Source organism: Mesorhizobium sp. M1406, from assembly GCF_040317555.1.
In the GTDB taxonomy this organism is placed as follows: domain Bacteria; phylum Pseudomonadota; class Alphaproteobacteria; order Rhizobiales; family Rhizobiaceae; genus Mesorhizobium.
This window is the reverse complement of the sequence record NZ_JAMYKW010000001.1, coordinates 442,905-464,304: the sequence shown is the minus strand read 5'-3', so window position 1 is coordinate 464,304 and position 21,400 is coordinate 442,905. Positions and strand designations below refer to the sequence as shown.

Here is a 21,400-nt window from a genome sequence, read left to right as displayed (position 1 = left end):
CCGACGCAGTTTCCACCGCGACCGGCGCACACGCAACAACTCAAATCGTTCTCGCTACTGCTTATCCAGACCGTAGACGGAATGCAAAGTACGAACCGCAAGTTCGGTGTACGGACCGTCGATCAGGATCGAAATCTTGATCTCCGAAGTCGTTATGGCACGAATGTTGATCGACTTGTCGGCCAGCGCCTTGAAAGCGGTGGCGGCGACGCCGGCATGGCTCCTCATGCCGATGCCGATGACCGAAACCTTCGACATGCCGGCTTCCGACTGCACGACATCGTAGCCGATCTCGCCTTTCAGCCGCTCAAGCACGGCCAGCGCCTTGTCGACATCGCCAGATGGCACGGTAAAGGTCATGTCGGTGAACTTGCCGTCCTCGGAAATGTTCTGGACGATCATGTCGACATTGATGTTGGCCTCGGCCAGCGGTCCGAAGATGCCGGCGGCAACGCCCGGCCGGTCGCCGACCCGGCGCAGCGAAATCTGCGCTTCGTCCTTGGCATAGGCAATTCCGGTGACGACCTGCTGTTCCACGATCTCTTCCTCGTCGCAAATGAGCGTTCCGGGCGGATTGAGCAAATCCCCCATTCCGGGCGCGTCGGGATCGTCGAAGGACGACCGCACGAAGGTACGCACCCTGTGCACCATGGCAAGCTCGACCGAACGCACCTGCAGAACCTTGGCACCGAGCGAGGCCATTTCAAGCATTTCCTCGAACGATATCTTGGCCAGACGCCGCGCCTTGGGCTCGATGCGCGGATCGGTGGTGTAGACCCCGTCGACGTCGGTGTAGATGTCGCAGCGATCGGCCTTGACCGCCGCCGCGATGGCAACCGCGCTGGTATCGGAGCCGCCGCGGCCTAGCGTGGCGATGCGATTGTCCGGGCCAATGCCCTGGAATCCGGCGATCACCGCCACCTGGCCCTCGCCGAAGCGCTTGATCAGGAACGCGCCGTCGATATCGAGGATGCGCGCCGCGCCATGCGCATTGTCGGTCTTGATCGGGATCTGCCAGCCCTGCCAGGAGCGTGCATGCACGCCCATGTTCTGCAAGGTGATTGCCAGAAGGCCGGCCGTGACCTGTTCGCCGGACGCGACGACCGCGTCATATTCGCGTGCGTCGTGCATCGGCGAGGCCTCGCGCGTCCAGCCGACCAGTTCATTGGTCTTGCCGGCCATCGCCGAGACGACCACCGCCACCTGATGGCCGGCGTCGACCTCGCGTTTGACGTGACGCGCCACATTGCGGATGCGGGCGATGTCTGCGACGGAGGTTCCGCCGAATTTCATCACGATGCGCGCCATGGAAGCGAAATGCCTTTGACTGAAACCGGACCCCAGCCCAAAAGCGGAATCCCGAAAAGCGGAAGACCGGCTGACGCCGGCCGCTGAATGCGCGCCTCCTTAGCCAAATGACGAAGGTTTCGCAAGGCTGGCGGCGGATTGCCGGCTTCAAGAAGGTTGGCATATTGCGTTCCGCCGCCGCGCCGCTTACGAAATACTGCCCTTTGGGGGAATTCCTGTTGGCTCGGTCTGGCAAATGATTGCTCGTCTTCGACGCGCCATGCGATGGCAATCGCTCCCGCTCTTCACTGGCTTCGCGGTGTTGGCGCTGATCGTCGGCAGCCGCGCCATGCTGGTCGAGGGCCAAAGGGCCAATCGCGCCGCCGCGCGAGAGGCAAGCGAGTATCAGGAACTGCTTTCCGGCCTGCTTTCGCTGGCGCAAGACGCGGAGGGCGGCCAGCGCGGCTATCTGCTGACCGGCGAGAAATCCTATCTCGAACCCTATCGGCGGGCTGTCGGCGCAATTCCGGGGCAACTTGCACGCATCGACAGCATGACGGCCCCGGACGACCAGGTCGTCCAGCAGATCAACCATATCAAGGACGCGCTTTCGCAAAAGCAGGCTGAACTGGCCGAGACGATTGCGCTGTACGACCAGGGCAATGCGACGAAGGCGCTGGATCTGGTCCGCAGCGGCCAGGGCAAGGCCGTCATGAACGAAATCCGGACCAGCATGGATACGATCCGACGCATCGGCGCCGCCGCCGTCGCCGCGCGCGACAGCCGTACCGACCAGGTCGAAGCCTGGCTGCGCATCGTTTCATTGGCGGCGCTGCTGGCGATCTTCCTGCTTGGCGCCTACACGATCAGGCAATCGCGCCGCCGCTTCCGCGAGGTGGTCCTCGCCCAGGAAGAACTGATGCGCAATAACATCGCGCTCGGCCATGAGATCCAGACGCGCGAAAAGGCCGAATCCCAGATACGCCAGATGCAGAAGATGGAGGCGGTCGGCCAGCTGACGGGCGGAATCGCCCACGATTTCAACAACATGCTGGCTGTGATCATCAGTGCCATGAACCTCGCCCAGCGCAAGCTCGCGCGCGGCGAACACGACATCGAAAAATTCATCGAAGCGGCGGTCGACGCGGCAAACCGTGCCGCCAATCTGACGGCCCGGCTTCTCGCCTTCTCGCGCCAGCAGCCGCTGGCGCCGCAGATCGTCGACGCCAACCGTCTGCTGACCGGAATGTCGGACCTGATCCGGCGGGCGCTCGGCGAAACCATCCGCATCGAAACCGTGCTGGCGGGCGGCTTATGGAAGATCCATGCCGACCCGAGTCAGATCGAGAACGCCATTCTCAACCTCGCCGTCAACGCGCGTGACGCCATGGGCGATGGCGGCAGGCTGACCATCGAGACCGCCAACAGCCATCTCGACGACAGCTACGCCGCCACCCATGCCGATGTCGAGGCGGGCCAGTATGTGATGATCGCCGTCAGCGACACCGGTTCGGGCATGGCCCCCGAAATCATAGCCAAGGCTTTCGAGCCCTTTTTCACCACCAAACCGGTCAACAAGGGAACCGGCCTGGGACTGAGCCAGGTGTTCGGTTTCGTCAAACAGTCGGGTGGCCACGTCAAGATCTATTCCGAACCCGGCGAAGGCACGACGGTCAAGATCTACTTGCCGCGATTCTTCGACCCGGAGGAGCCTGTCATGCCGAGCGGGCGCGGCGAGAACCCTGCGGCTCCGATCACCGAAACGATCCTTGTCGTCGAGGACGATGCCCGCGTGCGCGCCTCCACCACGGATGCCTTGCGCGAACTCGGCTACACCGTCATCCATGCCGCAAGTGGCCAGGAGGCGTTGCAGAAGCTGGCGGAAAACCCCGGCATCGCACTTCTGTTCACCGATATCGTCATGCCGGTCATGAACGGCCGCAAGCTGGCGGAAGAAGCGGTCGCGCGCATGCCGCGGCTCAAGGTCATCTTCACCACCGGCTTCACCAGGAACGCCGTGGTCCACAATGGCGTGCTCGACCATGACGTGCACTTCCTGGCCAAGCCCTTCACCATCGAACAGTTGGCGGCGAAACTGCGCGACGTGCTGGACACGAATTAGGCCGTATCGGAAATGATCCTGGTCGCTTCAGCCTGACGCAGCTGAGCTTGTCCACAGGCCGTCGGAACCTCGTTCGATCGCGTAGTGCAGCTTGCGCGTGCCGCGAAAGCCGTCGACCCGGGCCGCCCGTGTGCTCCAGCCGGCATCGCAATCCACCTCATAGGCAAGGCAGCATGGCTTGCCGTCCTGGACGAAGATGGCCTGTCCCTTCAGGCCGCGCCCGCTACCGGTTTCCGAAAGCAGGCAGGCGTCGTGGCCCTCCAGGTCCAGCCGGCGCCAGAGGGATGGAAGCCGTTTCCTGTTTCATCGTCGTCTCCTTCGAACTGGAAGCCTGTCCTCTTTTCGCCCGGCGGGCCAATTGTGTTTCGATGCGGTGCTCGACAGGTGACATGTCCTGACTGAACCTGTTGCTTTGGCCGCATCGAAAAATGCTGCCTTGACATTCGCGGTGTCACGCCCGACTTCCTAGCGCATGACCCGGAAATCGGAGTCGATTTCGGAAAGGATCATGCGCAGAATCTAAAGTGCTACAGCGTCCTTTGCGCATCCAAAAGGACGCGCGGCGCTGTAGTGTCGAGGAGACCAACCGATGCCAGAGCCCCGACGATCGACGATCGATGCCGGAGAAGTGGAACGCTTTTCCGCTCTTGCCGCCGAATGGTGGAACCCGAACGGCAAGTTCCGTCCGCTGCACAAATTCAATCCGGTCCGGCTGTCCTATATCCGCGACCAGATAGCGACGCGCTTTGGCCGCGATCCGCGCGCTGCAAGACCATTCGAGGGCCTGCGCATCCTCGACATCGGCTGCGGCGGCGGCCTGTTGTGCGAGCCGATGGCGCGTCTTGGCGCCGAGGTGGTGGGCGCGGATGCCTCCGAAACAAACATCGAAGTGGCGAAGCTGCACGCGGCCGAGGGCAATGTCAGCGTCGACTACCGCGCCACGACGGCCGAGGACCTTGCCGACGCCGGTGAGAAATTCGACGTCATCCTCAACATGGAAGTGGTCGAGCATGTCGCCGACATCGACCTGTTCGTCGCCAAATGCGGCGAGATGGTCCGGCCGGGCGGCATCATGTTCGTGGCCACCATCAACCGCACGCTGAAGGCGCTCGGTCTGGCCATCATCGGCGCCGAATACGTGCTGCGCTGGCTGCCGCGCGGCACCCACCAGTTCGGCAAGCTGGTGCGCCCGGAAGAGCTTGAGAAGGCACTTGGCAGGGCTGGCCTCACCGTCATCGACCGCACCGGAGTCACCTACAATCCGCTCGCCGACCGTTGGGCGCGCTCGAAGGACATGGACGTCAACTACATGGTGCTGGCGGAAAAAAGTTCGGTCTGACCCTATTCAGAATCGAGCGGCCGATAGCCGCCGCGCCAGTAGATCACCTTGGGCGGCTCGGCCGACACCCGGTGGCGAAGAGAACGAAACCGGCGCCGGCTGAGGCGCGAAGGCGCTCACGCCGCCTGGCTTTGCGCCTTCGTGCTGATCTGATTTTGTGCACTGGTGGTGATGAAAACGCCGGCGGTGATGATGACCGCGCCCGCCCAGGTCAGCAGCTGATAGTGTTCGCCGAGGAAGATCGTGCCGGCAAACAAGCCGACGGCCGCCGCCACGTAGCCGATCTGGCTGAGGTAGACCGGACCGCCGACCGCCTGCAGCCGGAAGAAGAAGGCGAACATCGCCGACGCCGACGCAGCCTGCGCGACGACCACCATCGGCACGCCGCTCAGGGGAGCGAAGGCCGTGACGCCGAACAGAGCGAGAATTCCGACCAGCAGTATCGCCGCCGATGCCAGATGGCTGCCGACGGCAAGCTCGATCGGGCCAGTGCCTTCCGGCCAGTCGACCGTGCGGTAGATGTTGCCGGCGGCAAGGCTGACCGGGATGAGCAGCCCCATCACCACCCAGAACAAATCGGCCGGCTCGCCGGCCTCGCCGCGCGTCACCGCCACCATGATGGCGCCGACAAAGCCGACGGCAATGCCGACAATTCCCAGCACGTTCGGGCGCCGGACACGCAGCAGGATCGAGAAGACCAGCGTGATGACCGGCGACAGCGTGAACATGATGCCGGTGTAGCCGGCGCCAAGATGCGGGATGGCCGAGAACATCAGGAGATTGGGCACGGCATAGGACACTGCGGCGGTGACGAAGAAATAGCGCAATTTGTGCGCGGTGAGTTGGACACGCTGGCCGCGCAGCAGCAAGGAGCACAACAGCACGCCGCCGGCGCCAAGTGAGATGACGAAAGCCCAGACCATGGCCGGAACGCCGGCCGCCGTGGCGAGCTTGCCGAAGGGCAGCGTCAGGCCGAGCAGGCCGCCGGTGACGACCAGCAGGCCGAGCGCTGAATCCCAGAGAAATTTCATAATCGAACCCTGTCGCGAGCGGCCCTTGGCCAGCATTGCATCTTGCCGTAAGATAATGGAAAGATTCTTAACGTCAAGATATATGGTGAGACTGTTGGACAGGGCGGCAAGAGCGATCGAGCAATGGAAGCGGGAGCGACCCGATCTGGACGTCTCGCCGATGGCCGTGCTCGGGCGGCTGAACGAGGCCGCCTCGCTGATCGCCCGCGAGCGGCTGGCGCCGTTGTTTGCCCGTTACGGACTGCAGTCCGGGGAATTCGATGTGCTGGCGACGCTGCGCCGCTCTGGCTCACCTTACGCGCTGACGCCGACCGCCCTCTATGAAGCGACGATGGTGACGTCCGGCGCCATGACCAACCGGCTCGACCGGCTCGAAACGTCCGGATTGATCCTGCGCGGACCACACCCCAACGACCGGCGCGGCATTGTCGTGCGGTTGACCGAAAAGGGTCTCGCCTTGATCGACGAGGCAGTTACCGCCCACGTTGCCAACGAGCACGAGATTCTAGCGAGCCTGACACAGGCAGAAAAGGAAACGCTCTCTCGGCTGCTTGAGAAATTGATCGGCAGCGTGAGCTAGCCTGTCAGTTTCGATCATCCGGGAACACCGGAATCGGCATGAACTCGACGCCGTCCTCGGCCAGGCTCTTGGCCTCGTCCAGCGTCGCCTCGCCATAGATGCCGCGAGGATCACTTTCGCCGAAATGGATTTTTCGGGCTTCCTCGGCGAATTTGTCGCCGACATAGTCGGCATTCTCGCGCACCTTCTCGGCCATCGCCTTCAACTGCGCCAAAGCCTGCTTCTGCGCCTCGCCCATGGCGAGCGCGATCGTTTCCTGCTTGCGTGCCGTGGAGACGGCCGGCGCCATCAGCGCTTTCCGCACCTTGTGCGAGCCGCAGGTCGGGCAATCGACAAAGCCGCGCTTCTTCTGGGTGTCGAAATCGTCGTTGCTGCGAAACCAGCCTTCGAATTCGTGCTCATGCTCGCAGATCAGGGCAAAACGGATCAAGAGGCCGCTCCCCTGAGACGCGGCGCCTTGCCCAGGCCGGCATTGACGGCAAAATCCCGCGCATTTTTCAAATTGGGGATCTTCTTGCGCGCGGCAAGCGACTGCGCCGGGTCGATCTCCGCGACGATCACCGCCGGCTCGTCATGCGCGGCTTCCGCGACGACGCGGCCCCACGGATCGACGATCAGCGAATGACCATAGGTCTCGCGGCCGTCTTCATGCAGGCCGCCTTGCGCGGCGGCAACGACATAGGCGCCGTTCTCGATGGCGCGCGCCCTGAGCAGCACATGCCAGTGCGCCTCGCCCGTCTGGCGGGTGAAGGCGGCAGGCACGGAAAGCAGGTCGGCGCCAGCCAGTGCCTCGGCGCGGAACAATTGCGGGAAGCGCAGATCGTAGCAAACGGCGAAACCCAGTTTCGCACCGTCGATGTCGGTGACGACGGCCTCGGTGCCCGGTTCATAGGCGGCGGATTCGCGCCAGCTCTCGCCATTGTCGAGATCGACGTCGAACATGTGGATCTTGTCGTAGGTGGCGAGCGTGGCGCCATCCGGGCCGAACAGCAGCGCCCGGTTGGCGAGCTTGCCGTCGGCGCGCAGGATGGCAGTCGAGCCGATATGCAGGAAGACGCCGAGCTCCTCGGCCAGTCCGCGCGCGGTCGCGACGACGACATCCTTGTCCTCGGACGTGAAGGACGCGGCGCGCGCCTCCCTGTCGCGGATCAGGGCGCCGGTCATTTCCGGCGTCTGGATATAGGTGGCGCCTTGGCTTGCCGCTTCACGCACCAGCCGTTCGAGATCGACCGCGTTGCGCGCGGGGCTTTCACCTGAACGCATCTGGATCGCAGCGGCCTTGAAAACACCCATCGCCATCTTCCTCAATTCGTCGCGCCGTTGGCGAGCAACCTGTCCAGCCGGCCTTCGGCTTCCAACTCGTGGAGGTCGTCGCAACCGCCGACATGCGTATCGCCGACGAAAATCTGCGGAAAGGTCGAGCGGCCGTGGGCGCGGGAGATCATCTCCTGGCGCAGCTCCGGCGAGAAGGAGGCATCGTGTTCGGTGAAGGCGACGCCTTTGCGTTCGAGCAGCCGCTTGGCTGCCGTGCAATAGCCGCACATCATGCGGGTATAGATGGTGACATCGGCCATGACGAAATTCCGCTGTTGTTGCCGACTTATATAGTCGTGGACTCGTCCGCCCGGAAGTCCCCCGGCAACACACGCGCGAAGGTCAGCACGTCGACGGCGGCCGCACCTCCCCTTTTCAGCGCCTTGGTGGCGGAACGCACGGTGGCGCCGGTGGTGTAGACATCGTCGATCAAAAGCACTCGGCGGCCGGCGATCTCGATTTCCGCCTCGGCGGGCACGCGAAAGGCGGCCCGCACATTCTCCTCGCGCTCAGCCCGCTCCAGCCCGACCTGCTGGCGGGTGAGTTTTACGCGCCGCACCGCCGAGGGCGCGAAGGGCAATTCGCTGAGCGCCGAGACCGCCCTTGCCAGTTCCGCCGACTGATTGAACCGTCGCCTGAAAAAGCGCCGCCAGTGCAGAGGTACCGGCACCACCACATCCGCCTGCGCGATGAGATCGGCACCGGCGCGCACCATCCAGCGCGCCATCCATGGCGCGAGATCGGTGCGATCCTGGTATTTCAGCCCCTGCACCATCTGGCGGGCGACGCCGGAATAAGCGACCGCCGCCCGCGCCCGCTCGAAAGGCGGCGGATCGGCAATGGCCTCGGCGGATAGAAAGCCTTCGCCCATATGGTGGGTGAACGGCGTGCCCATCACCGGGCACCATGGCCGTTCCAGCAGCCTGAGCTTCGGCCAGCAGGCGCCGCAAAGCACGCCGGGCTGCGAGACATGCCGCCGGCAGCCGGCGCACACCGGCGGAAACAGGATGCGAGCCGGCCAGCCGAGAGCCGATCGGGCGAGACTGCGGATCTCGATGGACTTGATCTTGGGCATCGGATCGGCCACGTGGTTGGTCCTGCGCGTCACTATATCCACTATCTTAGAGCATGGACAAACAAGGATCCGCCCGTTGCAACCGATAATGGATACCTCTCTGTGGCTGGCGCACAAGCGGCGCGCGCTTGCCCAGCCGGCCGACGGCGCGGACTTCCTCATGCGCCGCACCGCCGAGGAGCTTGCCGACCGGCTTGGAGCCGTCGAGCGCCGGTTCGGCAAGGCGGCGGTGCTGTTTTGCCAGACGTCGGCGGCAGCCGAAATACTCGCCGAGAGCGGCAAGGTCGCCGACATTGTTCGCGTCGAGACGGACACGGCTTTCCTGGACGGCGGCGGCGCCGGCTTGATCGCACCGCTCGAAACCGTGCCGTTCGAGCCGGAGAGCCTCGATCTGGCGGTCTCGCTTCTGTCGCTGCAGGCGATGAACGACGTTCCCGGCATGCTGATCCAGATCCGCCGAGCGTTGCGGCCGGACGGGCTTTTCCTCGGCGCCTTTGCCGGCTCCGGCACGCTTTTCGAGTTGCGCGAAAGCCTGCTTGCGGCGGAGACCGAGCTTTATGGCGGCGCCAGCCCGCGTGTCATCCCGTTCACCGACGTGCGCGAGGCCGGTGCGCTTCTGCAGCGCGCCGGTCTCGCTCTGCCGGTCGCCGATGTCGAGACGGTGACGGTGCGCTATGACAGCCTGTTTGACCTGATGGCGGATCTGCGGGCCATGGGCGAGACCAATGCGCTCGCCGATCGCAGCCGGAGGCCGGGCTCGCGCGCGCTGTTTGCCCGCGCGGCGGAGATCTACGCAGAGCGGTTTTCCGACCCCGATGGCCGCGTGAGGGCAAGTTTCTCGATTGTCTGGATGTCCGGCTGGGCGCCCGACGCATCGCAGCAAAAACCGCTGAAGCCGGGTTCGGCCAAGGTTTCGCTGAAGGCAATCCTGGAGGCGCCAGACCGGCAATGATCCTGCCCGCGGGCGCTAGAGCATGATGCCGAAAAGTGTGAAGCGGTTTTCGGACGACATCATGCTCTATCTCTTTGAATTAGTCCGGATCAAGGTGTGAAAGCGTTCGCAAGCCTGCTGCTGTTGTCGCTGAACAGCCAGATGATCCCGTCGCGGACCTGACCGATACCGCCGACGATGGCCAGTGACAGCACGGCGATGATCACGCCATATTCGACGGCCGTGGCGCCCGTCTCGTCTTTCAGAAAACGCAGCAGCACTGCTTTCATGGCCTGAACCCCTCTCGTCCGGACCTTACCGCCGACCTGTTAAGAAAGGTTAACGGCAAAGGCTTAACAGGCGGTGAAACCGCCGCCTTTGCGAAAACTCTTAACCATGTCAGCAGTCGCCGCTGCTTCTGCCATTGGACCTGATGATGCAGACCGAACCGGGCTGCGGCTGCAGCACACTGCGGCGCAGCGTATAGGTTTCGCGATGGCTCACCGAGCCGGTGGCCGTCATGTCGAGCCCGGCAAGACCGTCGCGAGCAGACAGCGGGCGTGTCTGGTTGTCGAGGAAAGAGGTTGCGATCAGCGCCAGCGCCACCGCGGCCGAACCGAACAGCAGCGTGATGCGCAATATCCCCATGCCCGCGTCCGCGGCGCGAAAGCCGCGCTCGGGCCGGATCGGGTCCCAATCCCTGTCAAGGCTCATGCTATCGCTCCCCAGCGTATCGGCGGCGCGGCCGCGAACGGCCATGCATCAATTTTTCACGATGAGATAAATCTTCCATTAACGCTGGCTGATACGACGCCTCGATCGGCAATCGGACGGGAGCGCCCTCAGAGAAGATCGATGAGGAACGGGATCAGCGGCGCATCGGCCGGCGGCATCGGGTAGTCGCGCATCTGCTTCGGCCGCACCCATTTCAGCGCCTGCCCTTCCCTCGGGTGGGCGATGCCGCGAAAGCGCCGGCAGATGAACAGCGGCATCAGCAGATGGAAGTCGTCATAGGAGTGGCTGGCGAAGGTGAGCGGCGCCAGGCAAGGAATGTCGGTTTCGATGCCGATTTCCTCGTGCAGTTCGCGAATGATGCATTGTTCGGGCGTCTCGCCGGGCTCGACCTTGCCGCCGGGAAATTCCCACAGCCCTGCAAGCTGCTTGCCCTCGGGCCGCTGCGCCAGCAACACCCGGCCGTCGGCATCGACCAGCGCGCAGGCCGCGACCAGAAGCAGGCGCTTGCCGGCGATCGTCACATCAATCATGCCCAACTTCACTCATGCCCGGGCGGCCGGCGGTAGTGGTAGCGATAGACTTCGTCGAAGCCGAGCGAATGGTAGAGCGCCAGCGCCGGCACATTGCCGGCCTCGACCTGCAGCCAGGCTTCCCGCGCGCCACGCAGTCGCGCCCATTTCAGCGCCGAAAGGATCAGGTTGCGGCCGTGGCCCTTGTTGCGCGCCGACTTGTCGGTGGCGATCTCGAACAGGCCGGCCAGATCGCCGTCATGCACGCAGATAAGCGTTGCCAGCGGCTCGGTTCCATCTTCGAGCGCGAACAGTCCGGCCTCGGGCTGGATGGCACCGATGATCTCCGACAGCCCAGGCCGCAGCGAAACATCCGAACCGCTGACCTTGAGCGAGGCGCCGATAAAGCGGCTGATGTCCTTCAGCGGAATCTGGTCCATGGCGGCGTCGAGTTGCGCGTCGGCCAGCGGCAGCCGCATCACCAGCGACTCGTCGAACCGGCTCCAGCCTTCCTTGTCGAGATGGCTGGCGAGATCGGGACCCGACAGCGGCGACATGCGGAACGTCAGCGGCCTGCCATAGGCATCGAAACGGCGGCTGGCCCGGCCGATACGGTCGGCAATGTGCTGGATGTCACCGGGATCGAGCGGATTGACCGAGTTCAGCCGCTTGGCCGGATGGCCGGCGGTCAGCCGCACCACCCAGGTGCCGTCATAGTGGACGGCCGCCGCGGGCCAGGCGCGAAAGCCGGCCGCTTCGTAGCGGCGCACGATCGCGAGCATGCTTGCCGGATGCCTGGAGCCCAAAACCATCAGCTCCGATAATCGCCATTGATAGCGACATATTCCTTGGTGAGATCGCAGGTCCACACCGTCGCCTTGCCGCGGCCGATGCCGATATCGGCGCGGATGCGGATATCGTCGCGCTTCATATAGGCCGACGTCGCCTGCTCGGAATAGGAGGGATCGCGCTCGCCTTCATGCGCCAGCCTGTTGTCGCCGAACCAGATCGACAGCCGGTCGCGATCGGCGGGCTCGCCGGCCTTGCCGACGGCCATGACGACGCGGCCCCAATTGGCGTCCTCGCCGGCGACCGCCGTCTTGACCAGCGGCGAATTGGCGATCGACAGCGCGATACGCTTGGCCGAGCGCGCCGATTTGGCGCCGGTGACGGTGACCTCGACCTGCTTGCGGGCACCCTCGCCGTCGCGCACCACTTGCAGCGCCAGCGATTTCAGCACCTTGCCGAGCGCCCGGCGGAACGCGCCAAGGCGGGCATCCCTAGGGTCGGTTATCTCGGGCGCGCCACGCTTGGCGGCCTTGCCCGTGGCGAAGATCAGCAGCGTGTCGCTGGTCGAGGTGTCGCTGTCGACGGTGACCGCGTTGAACGTCTTGGCCGTGCCGCGCGACAACAGATCCTGCAGGACGGGTGCCGCGATCGGCGCGTCGGTGGCGATGAAGGAGAGCATCGTTGCCATGTCGGGCGCGATCATGCCGGCGCCCTTGGAGATGCCGTTGATGGTGACGTCGGTATCGCCGAGCTTGACGGTCACGGTCGCCACTTTCGGATAGGTATCCGTGGTCATGATCGCCTTTGCCGCTTCGGTCCACAGCTCAGGCTTGCCGTTGCTGACCAGCCCGGCCAGCAGATGGCTGAACTTGCTGGTGTCGAGCGGCTCGCCGATGACGCCGGTCGACGCCAGGAAAACCTCGCTTGCCTTGCAGCCCGCCGCCTTCGCCGCCGCCTCACCCGTCAGTGCGGTCGACTCGCGGCCCTTCTTGCCGGTAAAGGCGTTGGCGTTGCCGGAATTGACGACCAGCACCCGCGCCTTGCCGGCGCCAAGATTCTGCCGGCAGAAATCGACCGGCGCCGAGGGGCATTTCGATTTCGTGAACACGCCGGCGACGGCAGTGCCTTCATCGAAGACCATGGTCAGCAGATCGGTGCGGTTCTTGTACTTTATCCCCGCCTCGGCGGTGGCGATGCGCACCCCCTCGATGGCCGGCATTTTGGGGTACTTCTTCGGCGCAAGCGGCGAAATCATCGTGGACATGCAGACCTCGGGCGGCAAAAATCGCAAGGGAAGGCCGGTTTGCCCGATACGCCGCGCGGGCGCAAGGGCGTTGTCTTCGCTTTGCAGGACGGGCCAACTCGGGATTAAGCCTGCATTTCAAATCTGTTGGCGTCGCCGCGAGCTATGGCGTTATGGGGTCATCGAGGGCAAGGACCTCGGCAAGCGTGAACTCGAACGCAGTATCGGCGAGTTCTTCCCATTCATGCTGATAGGAATTTTTTCCTTGACCCGTGAGGGCAGCTATGCTACCTGTTCGACCATGGTGCTGATTGCGCCAGTGACCCCCGCACAGGCGGGTTTTTGCGTTGGGGGCTTCGCCAACCAACACGCTGATAAAGGCTCCAAAGGAATTGGTTATCGCAGACTCGTTGCCCGGCGCGACCATCACCGCCACTTCAGAAGCTTGAAAACGGTCCGTTTCGTTTCACCGCGGCCTCACCTATACTGCCGGCAAACTTGTTGGCGAGGATGACAGAAATGGCCGAGGACGCCGATCCGGCGCGCAGATCGATCGGTGCGCGGCGCAACCCCGACAGCGCCGATGCCATTCTCGAGGCGGCCGAGGCCGTGCTGGTCGAGGCCGGCTATGCCGGTTTCTCGATCGAGGCGGTGGCGCGCCGCGCGCGTGCCGGCAAACCCACCATCTATCGCTGGTGGCCGAGCAAGGCGGCATTGCTGCTCGAGGTCTACCAGCGCCAGAAACGCGTCGACGTTCCCGATACCGGGCGACTGGAGGAGGATCTCGTCGGCTTCCTGAAGAACCTGTTCTCGCACTGGCGCGAGACGTCGTCGGGCAGCGTGTTCAGGTCGCTGATCGCCGAGGCGCAGTCGGATGATACGGCGGCGGCGGCCCTTGCCGACTATGCGCTGGGCCGACGGTCCCATACCGGCCAGATCATCGAACGCGCAAAGGCAAGAGGCGAAATCCCGGCCGACATCGATTCGGCTGTTGTTGCCGACCTGATCGCCTCCTTCGCCTGGAGGCATCTGTTGACCAACCGGCTCGACGAGGACGAAGCGACCATACACAAGGCAGTCGGTTACGTGATGCGAGGCATAGCGGCGCCCGGAAGGTAAAAGGCGACCGATGCTGGCCAACGAAAAAGGGGCGCGGCAACCCTTGGCTGCCGCGCCCCTTTGCAAAGAATTCTTTCAGGCTTACTTGGCGCTTTCCAGCGTATCGACCGCCTTCTTCAGTTTCGCGTCGGGGATCTCGACCTTGGCGCCGGCGCGCAGCGACTTGACCAGCGCGAAATACTTGTCGCGGATGACCGCCTGCTTGGCCTGGTCCTTGACGTCGTCGAAGGCCGGCGGCTGCTTGGTGCGCTTGTCCTCGAGCTTGATGACATGCCAGCCGAACTGCGACTGCACCGGCTGCTCGGTGTATTTGCCGACCTCGAGCGCGAAGGCTGCCTTGTCGAACTCCGGCACCATCTGGCCGGGTCCGAACCAGCCGAGATCGCCGCCGCTGGTCTTGCCCGAGGGATCGCTGGTGTGCTCGTTGGCGAGCTTCTGGAAGTCGGCGCCGCCGTCGAGCTGCTTGATGATGGCCTCGGCCTCTTCCTTCGTCTTCACGAGGATGTGACGGGCATGCACCTCGTTGGTGGGCGGCGTGTTGGCGATCTCCTGGTCGTAGCGGGCGCGAACCTCGGCGTCGGTGACCTTGTCGACAACGCCCTTCTCGACCATCTCGCCATGCAGCGCGCGCTGCTGCAGGAAGGCCATGCGGCGCTGGAAGTCGGGATCCTTGTCGAGCCCTGACGCGACGGCCTGGGCGGCCATGACGCGGATTTCGATGGCGGCCGAAAGGGCGGCGGCGCGGCGCTGCTCGGGCGGCAGCTGCGAGAACTGCTGCGACAATTCACCTTCGGCAAGCACCAGGTCGGCCTCGGTCAGGGGCTGGCCGTTGACCGTGGCGATCACCGTATTCGGATCGACCGGTGCCGCGGCCGGCGCTGCCGCATCCGCCGGAGCGGGAGCGGTTTGCTGCGCCATAAGCGGCGACAGCGAAAGGGCCGACAGGCCGAAGGCCAGACCGAGGCTGGCGAGCGACGCGCGGCGGAACAACAAGGACATAAGGTGACTCCGGTGGGGATTGTAAGGAGGGGGTGGCTTCCAGATCAGCCAGATCGCGGCGGAATTTGGCGCGCCCGGCAGGGCCAGCGCGGCGTTGACATCAGTTGAGCCCCCTCTTATCTGTCCAACGACTTTGCGTCCAGAACCGTTTTCCGGGCGCTTTTTGTGTTTGTCCACGTTCACGTGGAATTGATGGGGCCGGCCGGCGCCTATCTCAAGATTGAGAATTCTATCGAAAGGACCATTGGATGGTCAGTCTCGGCGGTCTCGCCCGTAAGGTTTTCGGTTCCTCCAACGACCGTCGGGTCAAATCGACCCGGCCTCGTGTCGAGGCGATCAACGCCATGGAAAACGAGATGCGGGCGCTCTCCGACGAGGAGTTGGTCGGCCGCACCGCGAAATTCCGCCAGGACATCGCCAACGGCGCCACGCTCGATGACCTTTTGGTGCCCGCCTTTGCTACTGCCCGCGAGGCGGCGCGCCGCGTGCTCGGCATGCGTCCCTTCGATGTCCAGCTGATCGGCGGCATGGTGCTGCACAATGGTGGCATTGCCGAGATGCGCACCGGCGAGGGCAAGACCCTGGTGGCGACGCTGCCGGTCTACCTCAACGCGCTCGCTGGCAAGGGCGTCCACGTCGTCACCGTCAACGACTACCTTGCCACCCGCGACTCCGAATGGATGGGCCGCGTCTACAAATTCCTCGGCCTCTCGGTCGGCGTCATCGTGCACGGCCTGTCCGACGAGGAGCGCAGCGCCGCTTACGCCGCCGACGTCACCTACGCGACCAACAACGAGCTCGGCTTCGACTATCTGCGCGACAACATGAAATACGAGCGCGCCCAGATGGTGCAGCGCGGTCACAATTACGCGATCGTCGACGAGGTCGACTCCATCCTGGTCGACGAGGCGCGCACGCCGCTGATCATTTCCGGTCCGCTCGAGGACCGTTCGGAAATGTACAACACCATCGACACCTTCATCATCCAGCTGCAGCCGCAGGATTATGAGATCGACGAGAAGCAGAAGACCTCGATCTTCACCGAGGAAGGCACCGAGAAGCTCGAAAACCTTTTGCGCGACGCCGACCTGCTCAAGGGCGAGTCGCTCTACGACGTCGAGAACGTCGCCATCGTCCACCATGTCAACAACGCGCTGAAGGCGCACCGGCTGTTCCAGAAGGACAAGGACTACATCGTCCGCAACGGCGAAATCGTCATCATCGACGAGTTCACCGGCCGCATGATGCCGGGCCGCCGCTATTCGGAAGGCCTGCACCAGGCGCTCGAAGCCAAGGAGCATGTGGCGATCCAGCCGGAGAACCAGACGCTCGCCTCCGTCACCTTCCAGAACTACTTCCGCCTCTACAAGAAGCTTTCCGGCATGACCGGCACGGCGCTGACCGAGGCCGAGGAATTCGGCAACATCTACAATCTCGACGTCACCGAGATCCCGACCAATTTGCCGGTCATCCGCATTGACGAGGACGACGAGGTCTACCGGACGGTCGAGGAGAAATACAAGGCGATCGTCAGGGAGATCCGCGAAGCCAGCGCCAAGGGCCAGCCGACGCTGGTCGGCACCACCTCCATTGAAAAATCCGAGCAGCTGGCCGAACGCCTGCGCAAGGAAGGCTTCAAGGACTTCGAGGTGCTGAACGCCCGCCACCACGAGCGCGAGGCGGCGATCGTCGCCCAGGCCGGCAAGCCCGGCGCCATCACCATCGCCACCAACATGGCCGGTCGCGGCACCGACATCCAGCTCGGCGGTAACGCCGACATGCGCATCGCCGACGAGCTGGGCGACATGCCGGAAGGCCCCGAGCGCGAGGCCATGGAAAAGGCCATCCGTGACGACGTCGAGCGCCTGAAGGAAAAGGCGCTCGCCGCCGGCGGCCTCTATGTGCTGGCCACCGAGCGCCACGAATCGCGCCGCATCGACAACCAGCTGCGCGGCCGCTCCGGTCGTCAGGGCGACCCCGGCCGCTCGAAATTCTTCCTGTCGCTGCAGGATGACCTGATGCGCATCTTCGGCTCCGAGCGTATGGACGGCATGCTGCAGAAGCTCGGCCTCAAGGAAGACGAGGCGATCATCCATCCCTGGATCAACAAGGCGCTGGAAAAGGCGCAGAAGAAGGTCGAGGCGCGCAACTTCGACATCCGCAAGAACCTTTTGAAATACGACGACGTCTCCAACGACCAGCGCAAGGTGGTGTTCGAGCAGCGCATCGAGCTGATGGATGGCGAAGGCCTCTCTGAAACCATCGGCGAGATGCGCGAGGGCGTCATCGACGAGATCGTCGCCAAGGCCATTCCCGAAAACGCCTATGCCGAGCAGTGGGATGTCGCCGGCTTGAAGGCCGAGGTCGCCGAGTTCCTCAATCTCGACCTGCCGATCGACGAGTGGGCCAAGGAAGAGGGCATCGCCGAGGACGACATCCGCGAGCGCATCACGCAGGCCGCCGACGCCGCCGCCAGGGAGCGCGCCGAGCGCTTCGGCCCTGAGGTGATGAGCTATGTCGAACGTTCGGTGGTGCTGCAGACGCTCGACCATCTGTGGCGCGAGCACATCGTCAATCTCGACCATCTGCGTTCGGTCGTCGGCTTCCGCGGCTACGCCCAGCGCGATCCGCTGCAGGAGTACAAGAGCGAGGCGTTCGAGCTGTTCCAGGCGATGCTGGGCAATCTGCGCCAGGCCGTCACCGCGCAGCTGATGCGCGTCGAACTGGTCCGCCAGGCCGCCGAAGCACCGCCGCCCGAGGCGCCCGACATGTTCGGCACCCACATCGACGGCACCACCGGCGAGAACGACTTCGAAGGCGGCGAGACCGCCCTGCTGGTCCGCCCGGAGACAACCGCCGTCGTCGCTCCCGAAGACCGCGACCCCAACAACCAGGCCACCTGGGGCAAGGTCGGCCGCAACGAAGCCTGCCCCTGCGGCTCGGGGAAGAAGTACAAGCATTGCCATGGGGCGTTCGCGTAAGCGCGGCGCCTCTTTCCCTTCTCCCCGTCACTATACGGGGAGAAGGTGCCCGAAGGGCGGATGAGGGGCGGCGCTGGCGTTCGCGATTAGCCAATCTCCCCACCTGAGGGGGAGATGGCCGGCAGGCCAGAGGGGGGCGATATGGCACCTCGCGCAGTCAGGCAGCCTCGCCCACGGATATATATTGTCTTCGACTAGCCGGCGATCTGCATGGCGCCAAAGCCGCATCCTGCACCGGCCGGACGGGGCCTTTGCCTCCGGCAACTCTCCGGCGTTCGCTCGCCCTTCGTCGTGCCACCGGCGCACCAGCGGCCTGCCGGCCCTCCGCTATGGCTCCGGGCGTTCGTCGCTCGAAAAGCCAAATCGTTGGCTTTTCGTCCGCTGCGCGGACCGCTCCCCACCCAACCGTTTCTTAATGTGTTTTCGCTACACCCAACCTCGAAAAAGAAGCGGAAAACGGAGAGAAATCGGGGTGCGCTTTTCCGCGGCCACGACTGCCGGGCGGTTCTTGCCGCAGCGTTGGGCGCTGCGCATGGGGCCGCTGCTTGGCCGCATCGATGCCGCGCTGTTCACCGCCGACGAGCGCGGCGAGGCCGGCCGCATGTCGGTCATCGCCTTCTCCATCCGCATCGTCAGCGCCGTCATCGCCTTCATCAGCCAGGTGCTGATGGCGCGCTGGATGGGCTCGTTCGAATACGGCATCTTCGTCCTCGTCTGGGTGACGATGGTCATCGTCGGCAACCTCGCCTGCCTAGGCTTCCACACCTCGGTCATCCGCTTCATTCCCGAATACCGCGAGCGCGGCCTGATGGACGAACTGCGCGGCATCGTGCTGGCCAGCCGTCTGTTCGTGCTGCTCGCCTCCACGCTCATCGCCGGGCTCGGTGCGCTCGGCGTCTGGCTGGCGGCACCCTGGATCGAAAGCTACTATGTGATCCCGTTCATCCTCGGCGTCATCTGCCTGCCGATGATCGCCATGTCCGACCTTCTGTCGGGACTGGCACGCGCCAACAGCTGGGCGCTGTTTGCCCTGTCGCCGACCTATCTGGTGCGACCCATCCTGATCCTGCTGTTCATGGCGCTGATGCTGCTGGCCGGCTACGCTCCTGACGCCAGGACGGCGATCTTCGCCTCGATCGCCGCCACCTACGCCACCACGCTTGGTCAGCTGATCGGTGTCACCCAGCGCATGGAACGGCAGATCCCGGCCGGGCCGATGAAGGTGCATTTCGCGCAATGGTTCGTCGTCTCGCTGCCGATCTTCCTGGTCGAGAGCTTCTTCTTCCTGCTCACCAATGCCGACGTGCTGATGGTCGGCGCCTATATGGATCCCAACGACGTCGCCGTCTATTTCGCCACGGTGAAGACGCTGGCGTTGGTGCATTTCGTCTATTTCGCCGTCAAGGCAGGCGTTGCCCAGCGCTATGCGCAGTTCACCCATGGCGACCCCCAAAGGCTCGCCGCCTTTGCCCGCGAGACGGTGTCGTGGACGTTCTGGCCATCGCTGTTGATGGCGCTGCTGGTGCTGGCGCTCGGCGAGCCGATGCTGGTGCTGTTCGGCCCTGAGTTCAGCAGCGGCTATCCCTTGCTGTTCCTGCTCGTCTTCGGCGTCGTGGCCCGCGCCGCCGTCGGCCCCTGCGAAAGCCTGCTGACGATGAGCGGCAACCAGAACATCTGCGCGGCCGTCTATGCCATGACGCTGGCCTTCAACATCGCCCTCAACGTGGTGCTGATTCCGATGTTCGGCCTATGGGGCGCGGCCATGGCCACCGCCTTTGCCATGATCTTCGAAGCCGGCGCGCTGTCCTTCACGGTGTGGCGCAAGCTCGGCATCGTCATGCTCATCTTCGTGCCCGCGAAAGGAGCCGCGTGATGGCCGCCATCCCGTTGCTTGAGGAAACCAGCGGCGGCACCGCCGGCGCCATGGTGTCCGGCCTTGCCGGGCTGGCCCGCGACCCCGACCCCGCTCATATCGAGATCTTCGCCAACAACCGGCCCGAGCGCAAACTCGCCATCTACCCGGCATCGGCCGGCTTCGACCTGGTCGAGGAGCTGGATTACCTCTGCGCCCGCGCGATCGAGCCCAACGTCTTCTTCAATCCGCGCTTCCTGGCGCCGGCCATGCCCCGGCTGGAGGATCGCGAGGTGCGGCTGGCGGTCATCCGCGACGGCGACGAATACCGCAACCGGCTGCGCCTTCTGGTGCCGTTCTCGGTGGAACGGCCGGCCATGCCGCTCGGCGTGCCGGTCATGCGCACATGGTCGAGCCCGTTCGGCCCGCTCGGCACGCCGCTGGTCGACCGCGACGACCCGGTCGGCGTCGTCGAGGACTTCTTCTCGATGCTGTCGCGCCCTCACCTCAAGCTGCCGAAAGTGTTCGTCCTGCCCGATATCCGGCTCGATGGCCCGGTGGCGAGCCTGCTTGCCACCGTGGCCGAGACGCGCGGTCTGATGCTGGTCACCACCGGCCAGACCCAGCGCCCGGCGCTCGAGAGCGAAACCGATGGCGACGATTATCTGAAGGCTTCGCTGCGCGCGCACCATTATCGCGAATTCCGCCGCCTGAAGCGGCGGCTTGGCGACCTCGGCAGGCTTGAGCATGTCGTGGCGCGCGGACCCGAGGACATCCGCCACGCCATCGAAAGCTTCCTGACGCTGGAAGCGGCCGGCTGGAAGGGTCGCGAGCGCACCGCCATGGCGATCGACCGCTACCGCGCCGCCTTCGCCCGCGAGGCCGTGCACCGGCTGGCCGAGCAGGACATGTGCCGCATCCATTCGCTGACGCTCGACGGCCGCACCATCGCCTGCCTGATCGTCTTCGTCGAAACCGGCATCGCCTACACCTGGAAGACGGCCTATGACGAGACGCTGGCCAGCTATTCGCCCGGCACGCTGCTGATGATCGAGGTGACCAGGCAGCATCTCGACGATCCCAACATCATGATGACCGATTCCTGCGCCGTGCCCGACCACCCGGTGATGAGCCGGCTGTGGGCCGAGCGCAAGCCGATGGGCACGCTGGTGATCGGCCTGACGCCGGACGCCGACCGCCTGACCCGCCAGGCCGCCTCGCAACTGCACCTCTACCGCGAAACCCGCAACATGGCCCGCCTGCTGCGCAACCGCATGAAGAGCCTGCTGGGACGGCGGTAGGAGCCTGTCCCAAAACACGGATTGGCTGCCGGGAGAAAAGTTTGGTGCCCCTAGCCGGGATCGAACCAGCACTCCTTGCGGAACTCGATTTTGAGTCGAGCGCGTCTACCAATTCCGCCATAGGGGCTCAGGCCGGGCGGCCTGGATGGCGCGGGACTATACGGTTGGGAGCCTGTTCGTCAACTGGCCAATT

General features: G+C 64.4%; 22 protein-coding genes and 1 tRNA gene. 9 read left to right on the top strand and 14 right to left on the bottom strand.

Annotated features, from left to right (window positions below):
- Positions 1–54: 54 nt before the first annotated feature.
- Positions 55–1,308 carry an aspartate kinase gene (locus NKH03_RS02365; protein WP_352966946.1) on the bottom strand — a complete coding sequence of 418 codons (1,254 nt, stop codon included), beginning with the start codon at positions 1,306–1,308 and terminating at the stop codon, positions 55–57.
- A 259-nt stretch (positions 1,309–1,567) separates the two neighbouring features.
- On the opposite strand from NKH03_RS02365, the gene NKH03_RS02360 reads away from it, so the two are divergent.
- Complete coding sequence (locus NKH03_RS02360) at positions 1,568–3,409, top strand: CHASE3 domain-containing protein (protein ID WP_352966944.1); 1,842 nt, start codon at positions 1,568–1,570, stop codon at positions 3,407–3,409.
- A gap of 27 nt (positions 3,410–3,436) precedes the next feature.
- Here NKH03_RS02360 and NKH03_RS02355 read toward each other — a convergent pair whose 3' ends face one another.
- Positions 3,437–3,652 (bottom strand): putative glycolipid-binding domain-containing protein, encoded by a 216-nt coding sequence (locus tag NKH03_RS02355; RefSeq protein ID WP_352966984.1) that lies wholly within the window; start codon positions 3,650–3,652, stop codon positions 3,437–3,439.
- Between the two features lie 346 nt (positions 3,653–3,998).
- Here NKH03_RS02355 and ubiG point away from each other — a divergent pair, with 346 nt between their 5' ends.
- Entirely contained in the window at positions 3,999–4,748 is a 750-nt protein-coding gene (gene ubiG, locus NKH03_RS02350; protein WP_352867791.1) for a bifunctional 2-polyprenyl-6-hydroxyphenol methylase/3-demethylubiquinol 3-O-methyltransferase UbiG, read from the top strand.
- Between the two features lie 116 nt (positions 4,749–4,864).
- On the opposite strand, the gene NKH03_RS02345 is transcribed toward ubiG, so the two are convergent.
- A complete protein-coding gene (locus NKH03_RS02345) occupies positions 4,865–5,779 on the bottom strand; it encodes a DMT family transporter (protein ID WP_352966942.1) in 915 nt (304 codons plus the stop codon).
- Between the two features lie 94 nt (positions 5,780–5,873).
- On the opposite strand from NKH03_RS02345, the gene NKH03_RS02340 reads away from it, so the two are divergent.
- A complete protein-coding gene (locus NKH03_RS02340; protein ID WP_352966982.1) occupies positions 5,874–6,359 on the top strand; it encodes a MarR family winged helix-turn-helix transcriptional regulator in 486 nt (161 codons plus the stop codon).
- Between the two features lie 4 nt (positions 6,360–6,363).
- On the opposite strand, the gene NKH03_RS02335 is transcribed toward NKH03_RS02340, so the two are convergent.
- From NKH03_RS02335 to NKH03_RS02320, 4 genes are read right to left on the bottom strand one after another with little or no spacing between them, the layout of a single operon-like run.
- Positions 6,364–6,789 (bottom strand): DUF1178 family protein, encoded by a 426-nt coding sequence (locus NKH03_RS02335; protein WP_352727932.1) that lies wholly within the window; start codon positions 6,787–6,789, stop codon positions 6,364–6,366.
- Positions 6,786–7,652, bottom strand: a complete 867-nt coding sequence (locus NKH03_RS02330) for a carbon-nitrogen hydrolase family protein (RefSeq protein ID WP_352966940.1) — start codon at positions 7,650–7,652, stop codon at positions 6,786–6,788. Before NKH03_RS02330 ends, NKH03_RS02335 begins: the two co-directional genes overlap by 4 nt.
- 11 nt (positions 7,653–7,663) lie before the next feature.
- Positions 7,664–7,933: a glutaredoxin 3 gene (gene grxC, locus NKH03_RS02325; protein ID WP_352966938.1), complete on the bottom strand. Its 270-nt coding sequence runs from the start codon at positions 7,931–7,933 to the stop codon at positions 7,664–7,666.
- Between the two features lie 26 nt (positions 7,934–7,959).
- A complete protein-coding gene (locus tag NKH03_RS02320) occupies positions 7,960–8,760 on the bottom strand; it encodes a ComF family protein (protein ID WP_352879027.1) in 801 nt (266 codons plus the stop codon).
- Between the two features lie 64 nt (positions 8,761–8,824).
- On the opposite strand from NKH03_RS02320, the gene NKH03_RS02315 reads away from it, so the two are divergent.
- Positions 8,825–9,700: a methyltransferase domain-containing protein gene (locus NKH03_RS02315; protein ID WP_352966936.1), complete on the top strand. Its 876-nt coding sequence runs from the start codon at positions 8,825–8,827 to the stop codon at positions 9,698–9,700.
- Between the two features lie 89 nt (positions 9,701–9,789).
- Here the strand turns inward: NKH03_RS02315 and NKH03_RS02310 are convergent, their stop codons facing one another.
- The 5 genes from NKH03_RS02310 to argJ form a co-directional block, all read right to left on the bottom strand.
- Entirely contained in the window at positions 9,790–9,969 is a 180-nt protein-coding gene (locus NKH03_RS02310; RefSeq protein ID WP_352867806.1) for a Flp family type IVb pilin, read from the bottom strand.
- Positions 9,970–10,078: 109 nt separating this feature from the next.
- Positions 10,079–10,393, bottom strand: a complete 315-nt coding sequence (locus NKH03_RS02305) for a hypothetical protein (RefSeq protein ID WP_352966934.1) — start codon at positions 10,391–10,393, stop codon at positions 10,079–10,081.
- A 128-nt stretch (positions 10,394–10,521) separates the two neighbouring features.
- Entirely contained in the window at positions 10,522–10,944 is a 423-nt protein-coding gene (locus NKH03_RS02300) for a (deoxy)nucleoside triphosphate pyrophosphohydrolase (RefSeq protein ID WP_352966932.1), read from the bottom strand.
- An 8-nt stretch (positions 10,945–10,952) separates the two neighbouring features.
- Positions 10,953–11,705, bottom strand: coding sequence for a GNAT family N-acetyltransferase (locus NKH03_RS02295; RefSeq protein WP_352867813.1), 753 nt, complete (start codon positions 11,703–11,705; stop codon positions 10,953–10,955).
- A 29-nt stretch (positions 11,706–11,734) separates the two neighbouring features.
- Complete coding sequence (argJ, locus tag NKH03_RS02290; RefSeq protein WP_352966930.1) at positions 11,735–12,976, bottom strand: bifunctional glutamate N-acetyltransferase/amino-acid acetyltransferase ArgJ; 1,242 nt, start codon at positions 12,974–12,976, stop codon at positions 11,735–11,737.
- Between argJ and NKH03_RS02285 the strand changes: the two genes are divergently transcribed.
- Together NKH03_RS02285 and NKH03_RS02280 are read left to right on the top strand one after the other, a co-directional pair.
- Positions 12,906–13,469 (top strand): hypothetical protein, encoded by a 564-nt coding sequence (locus NKH03_RS02285; protein ID WP_352966989.1) that lies wholly within the window; start codon positions 12,906–12,908, stop codon positions 13,467–13,469. The two genes, argJ and NKH03_RS02285, sit on opposite strands and share 71 nt — an antisense overlap.
- A gap of 5 nt (positions 13,470–13,474) precedes the next feature.
- Entirely contained in the window at positions 13,475–14,074 is a 600-nt protein-coding gene (locus NKH03_RS02280) for a TetR/AcrR family transcriptional regulator (protein WP_352966928.1), read from the top strand.
- Between the two features lie 81 nt (positions 14,075–14,155).
- Here NKH03_RS02280 and NKH03_RS02275 read toward each other — a convergent pair whose 3' ends face one another.
- Entirely contained in the window at positions 14,156–15,073 is a 918-nt protein-coding gene (locus tag NKH03_RS02275) for a peptidylprolyl isomerase (protein ID WP_352867820.1), read from the bottom strand.
- A gap of 248 nt (positions 15,074–15,321) precedes the next feature.
- Between NKH03_RS02275 and secA the strand changes: the two genes are divergently transcribed.
- The 3 genes from secA to NKH03_RS02260 all read left to right on the top strand — a co-directional run bounded on the left by secA (position 15,322) and on the right by NKH03_RS02260 (position 21,207).
- The gene (gene secA, locus NKH03_RS02270; protein WP_352966926.1) at positions 15,322–18,054 is read left to right on the top strand and encodes a preprotein translocase subunit SecA; all 2,733 of its coding nucleotides are present in this window, start codon (positions 15,322–15,324) and stop codon (positions 18,052–18,054) included.
- A gap of 472 nt (positions 18,055–18,526) precedes the next feature.
- Complete coding sequence (locus tag NKH03_RS02265) at positions 18,527–19,927, top strand: lipopolysaccharide biosynthesis protein (protein WP_352966924.1); 1,401 nt, start codon at positions 18,527–18,529, stop codon at positions 19,925–19,927.
- Positions 19,927–21,207, top strand: coding sequence for a GNAT family N-acetyltransferase (locus NKH03_RS02260; protein WP_352966922.1), 1,281 nt, complete (start codon positions 19,927–19,929; stop codon positions 21,205–21,207). Before NKH03_RS02265 ends, NKH03_RS02260 begins: the two co-directional genes overlap by 1 nt.
- A 42-nt stretch (positions 21,208–21,249) precedes the next feature.
- Here the strand turns inward: NKH03_RS02260 and NKH03_RS02255 are convergent.
- Positions 21,250–21,334: transfer RNA gene (locus tag NKH03_RS02255), tRNA-Leu, on the bottom strand.
- Positions 21,335–21,400: the final 66 nt, after the last annotated feature.

Coding starts and splice junctions, on each gene's coding strand:
- NKH03_RS02365 (WP_352966946.1), bottom strand. CDS start 1,308: ATGGCGCGCATCGTGATGAAATTCGGCGGAACCTCCGTCGCAGACATC.
- NKH03_RS02360 (WP_352966944.1), top strand. CDS start 1,568: ATGCGATGGCAATCGCTCCCGCTCTTCACTGGCTTCGCGGTGTTGGCG.
- ubiG (WP_352867791.1), top strand. CDS start 3,999: ATGCCAGAGCCCCGACGATCGACGATCGATGCCGGAGAAGTGGAACGC.
- NKH03_RS02345 (WP_352966942.1), bottom strand. CDS start 5,779: ATGAAATTTCTCTGGGATTCAGCGCTCGGCCTGCTGGTCGTCACCGGC.
- NKH03_RS02330 (WP_352966940.1), bottom strand. CDS start 7,652: ATGGGTGTTTTCAAGGCCGCTGCGATCCAGATGCGTTCAGGTGAAAGC.
- grxC (WP_352966938.1), bottom strand. CDS start 7,933: ATGGCCGATGTCACCATCTATACCCGCATGATGTGCGGCTATTGCACG.
- NKH03_RS02310 (WP_352867806.1), bottom strand. CDS start 9,969: ATGAAAGCAGTGCTGCTGCGTTTTCTGAAAGACGAGACGGGCGCCACG.
- NKH03_RS02305 (WP_352966934.1), bottom strand. CDS start 10,393: ATGAGCCTTGACAGGGATTGGGACCCGATCCGGCCCGAGCGCGGCTTT.
- NKH03_RS02300 (WP_352966932.1), bottom strand. CDS start 10,944: ATGATTGATGTGACGATCGCCGGCAAGCGCCTGCTTCTGGTCGCGGCC.
- NKH03_RS02295 (WP_352867813.1), bottom strand. CDS start 11,705: ATGCTCGCGATCGTGCGCCGCTACGAAGCGGCCGGCTTTCGCGCCTGG.
- NKH03_RS02285 (WP_352966989.1), top strand. CDS start 12,906: ATGCGCACCCCCTCGATGGCCGGCATTTTGGGGTACTTCTTCGGCGCA.
- argJ (WP_352966930.1), bottom strand. CDS start 12,976: ATGTCCACGATGATTTCGCCGCTTGCGCCGAAGAAGTACCCCAAAATG.
- NKH03_RS02280 (WP_352966928.1), top strand. CDS start 13,475: ATGGCCGAGGACGCCGATCCGGCGCGCAGATCGATCGGTGCGCGGCGC.
- NKH03_RS02275 (WP_352867820.1), bottom strand. CDS start 15,073: ATGTCCTTGTTGTTCCGCCGCGCGTCGCTCGCCAGCCTCGGTCTGGCC.
- secA (WP_352966926.1), top strand. CDS start 15,322: ATGGTCAGTCTCGGCGGTCTCGCCCGTAAGGTTTTCGGTTCCTCCAAC.
- NKH03_RS02260 (WP_352966922.1), top strand. CDS start 19,927: ATGGCCGCCATCCCGTTGCTTGAGGAAACCAGCGGCGGCACCGCCGGC.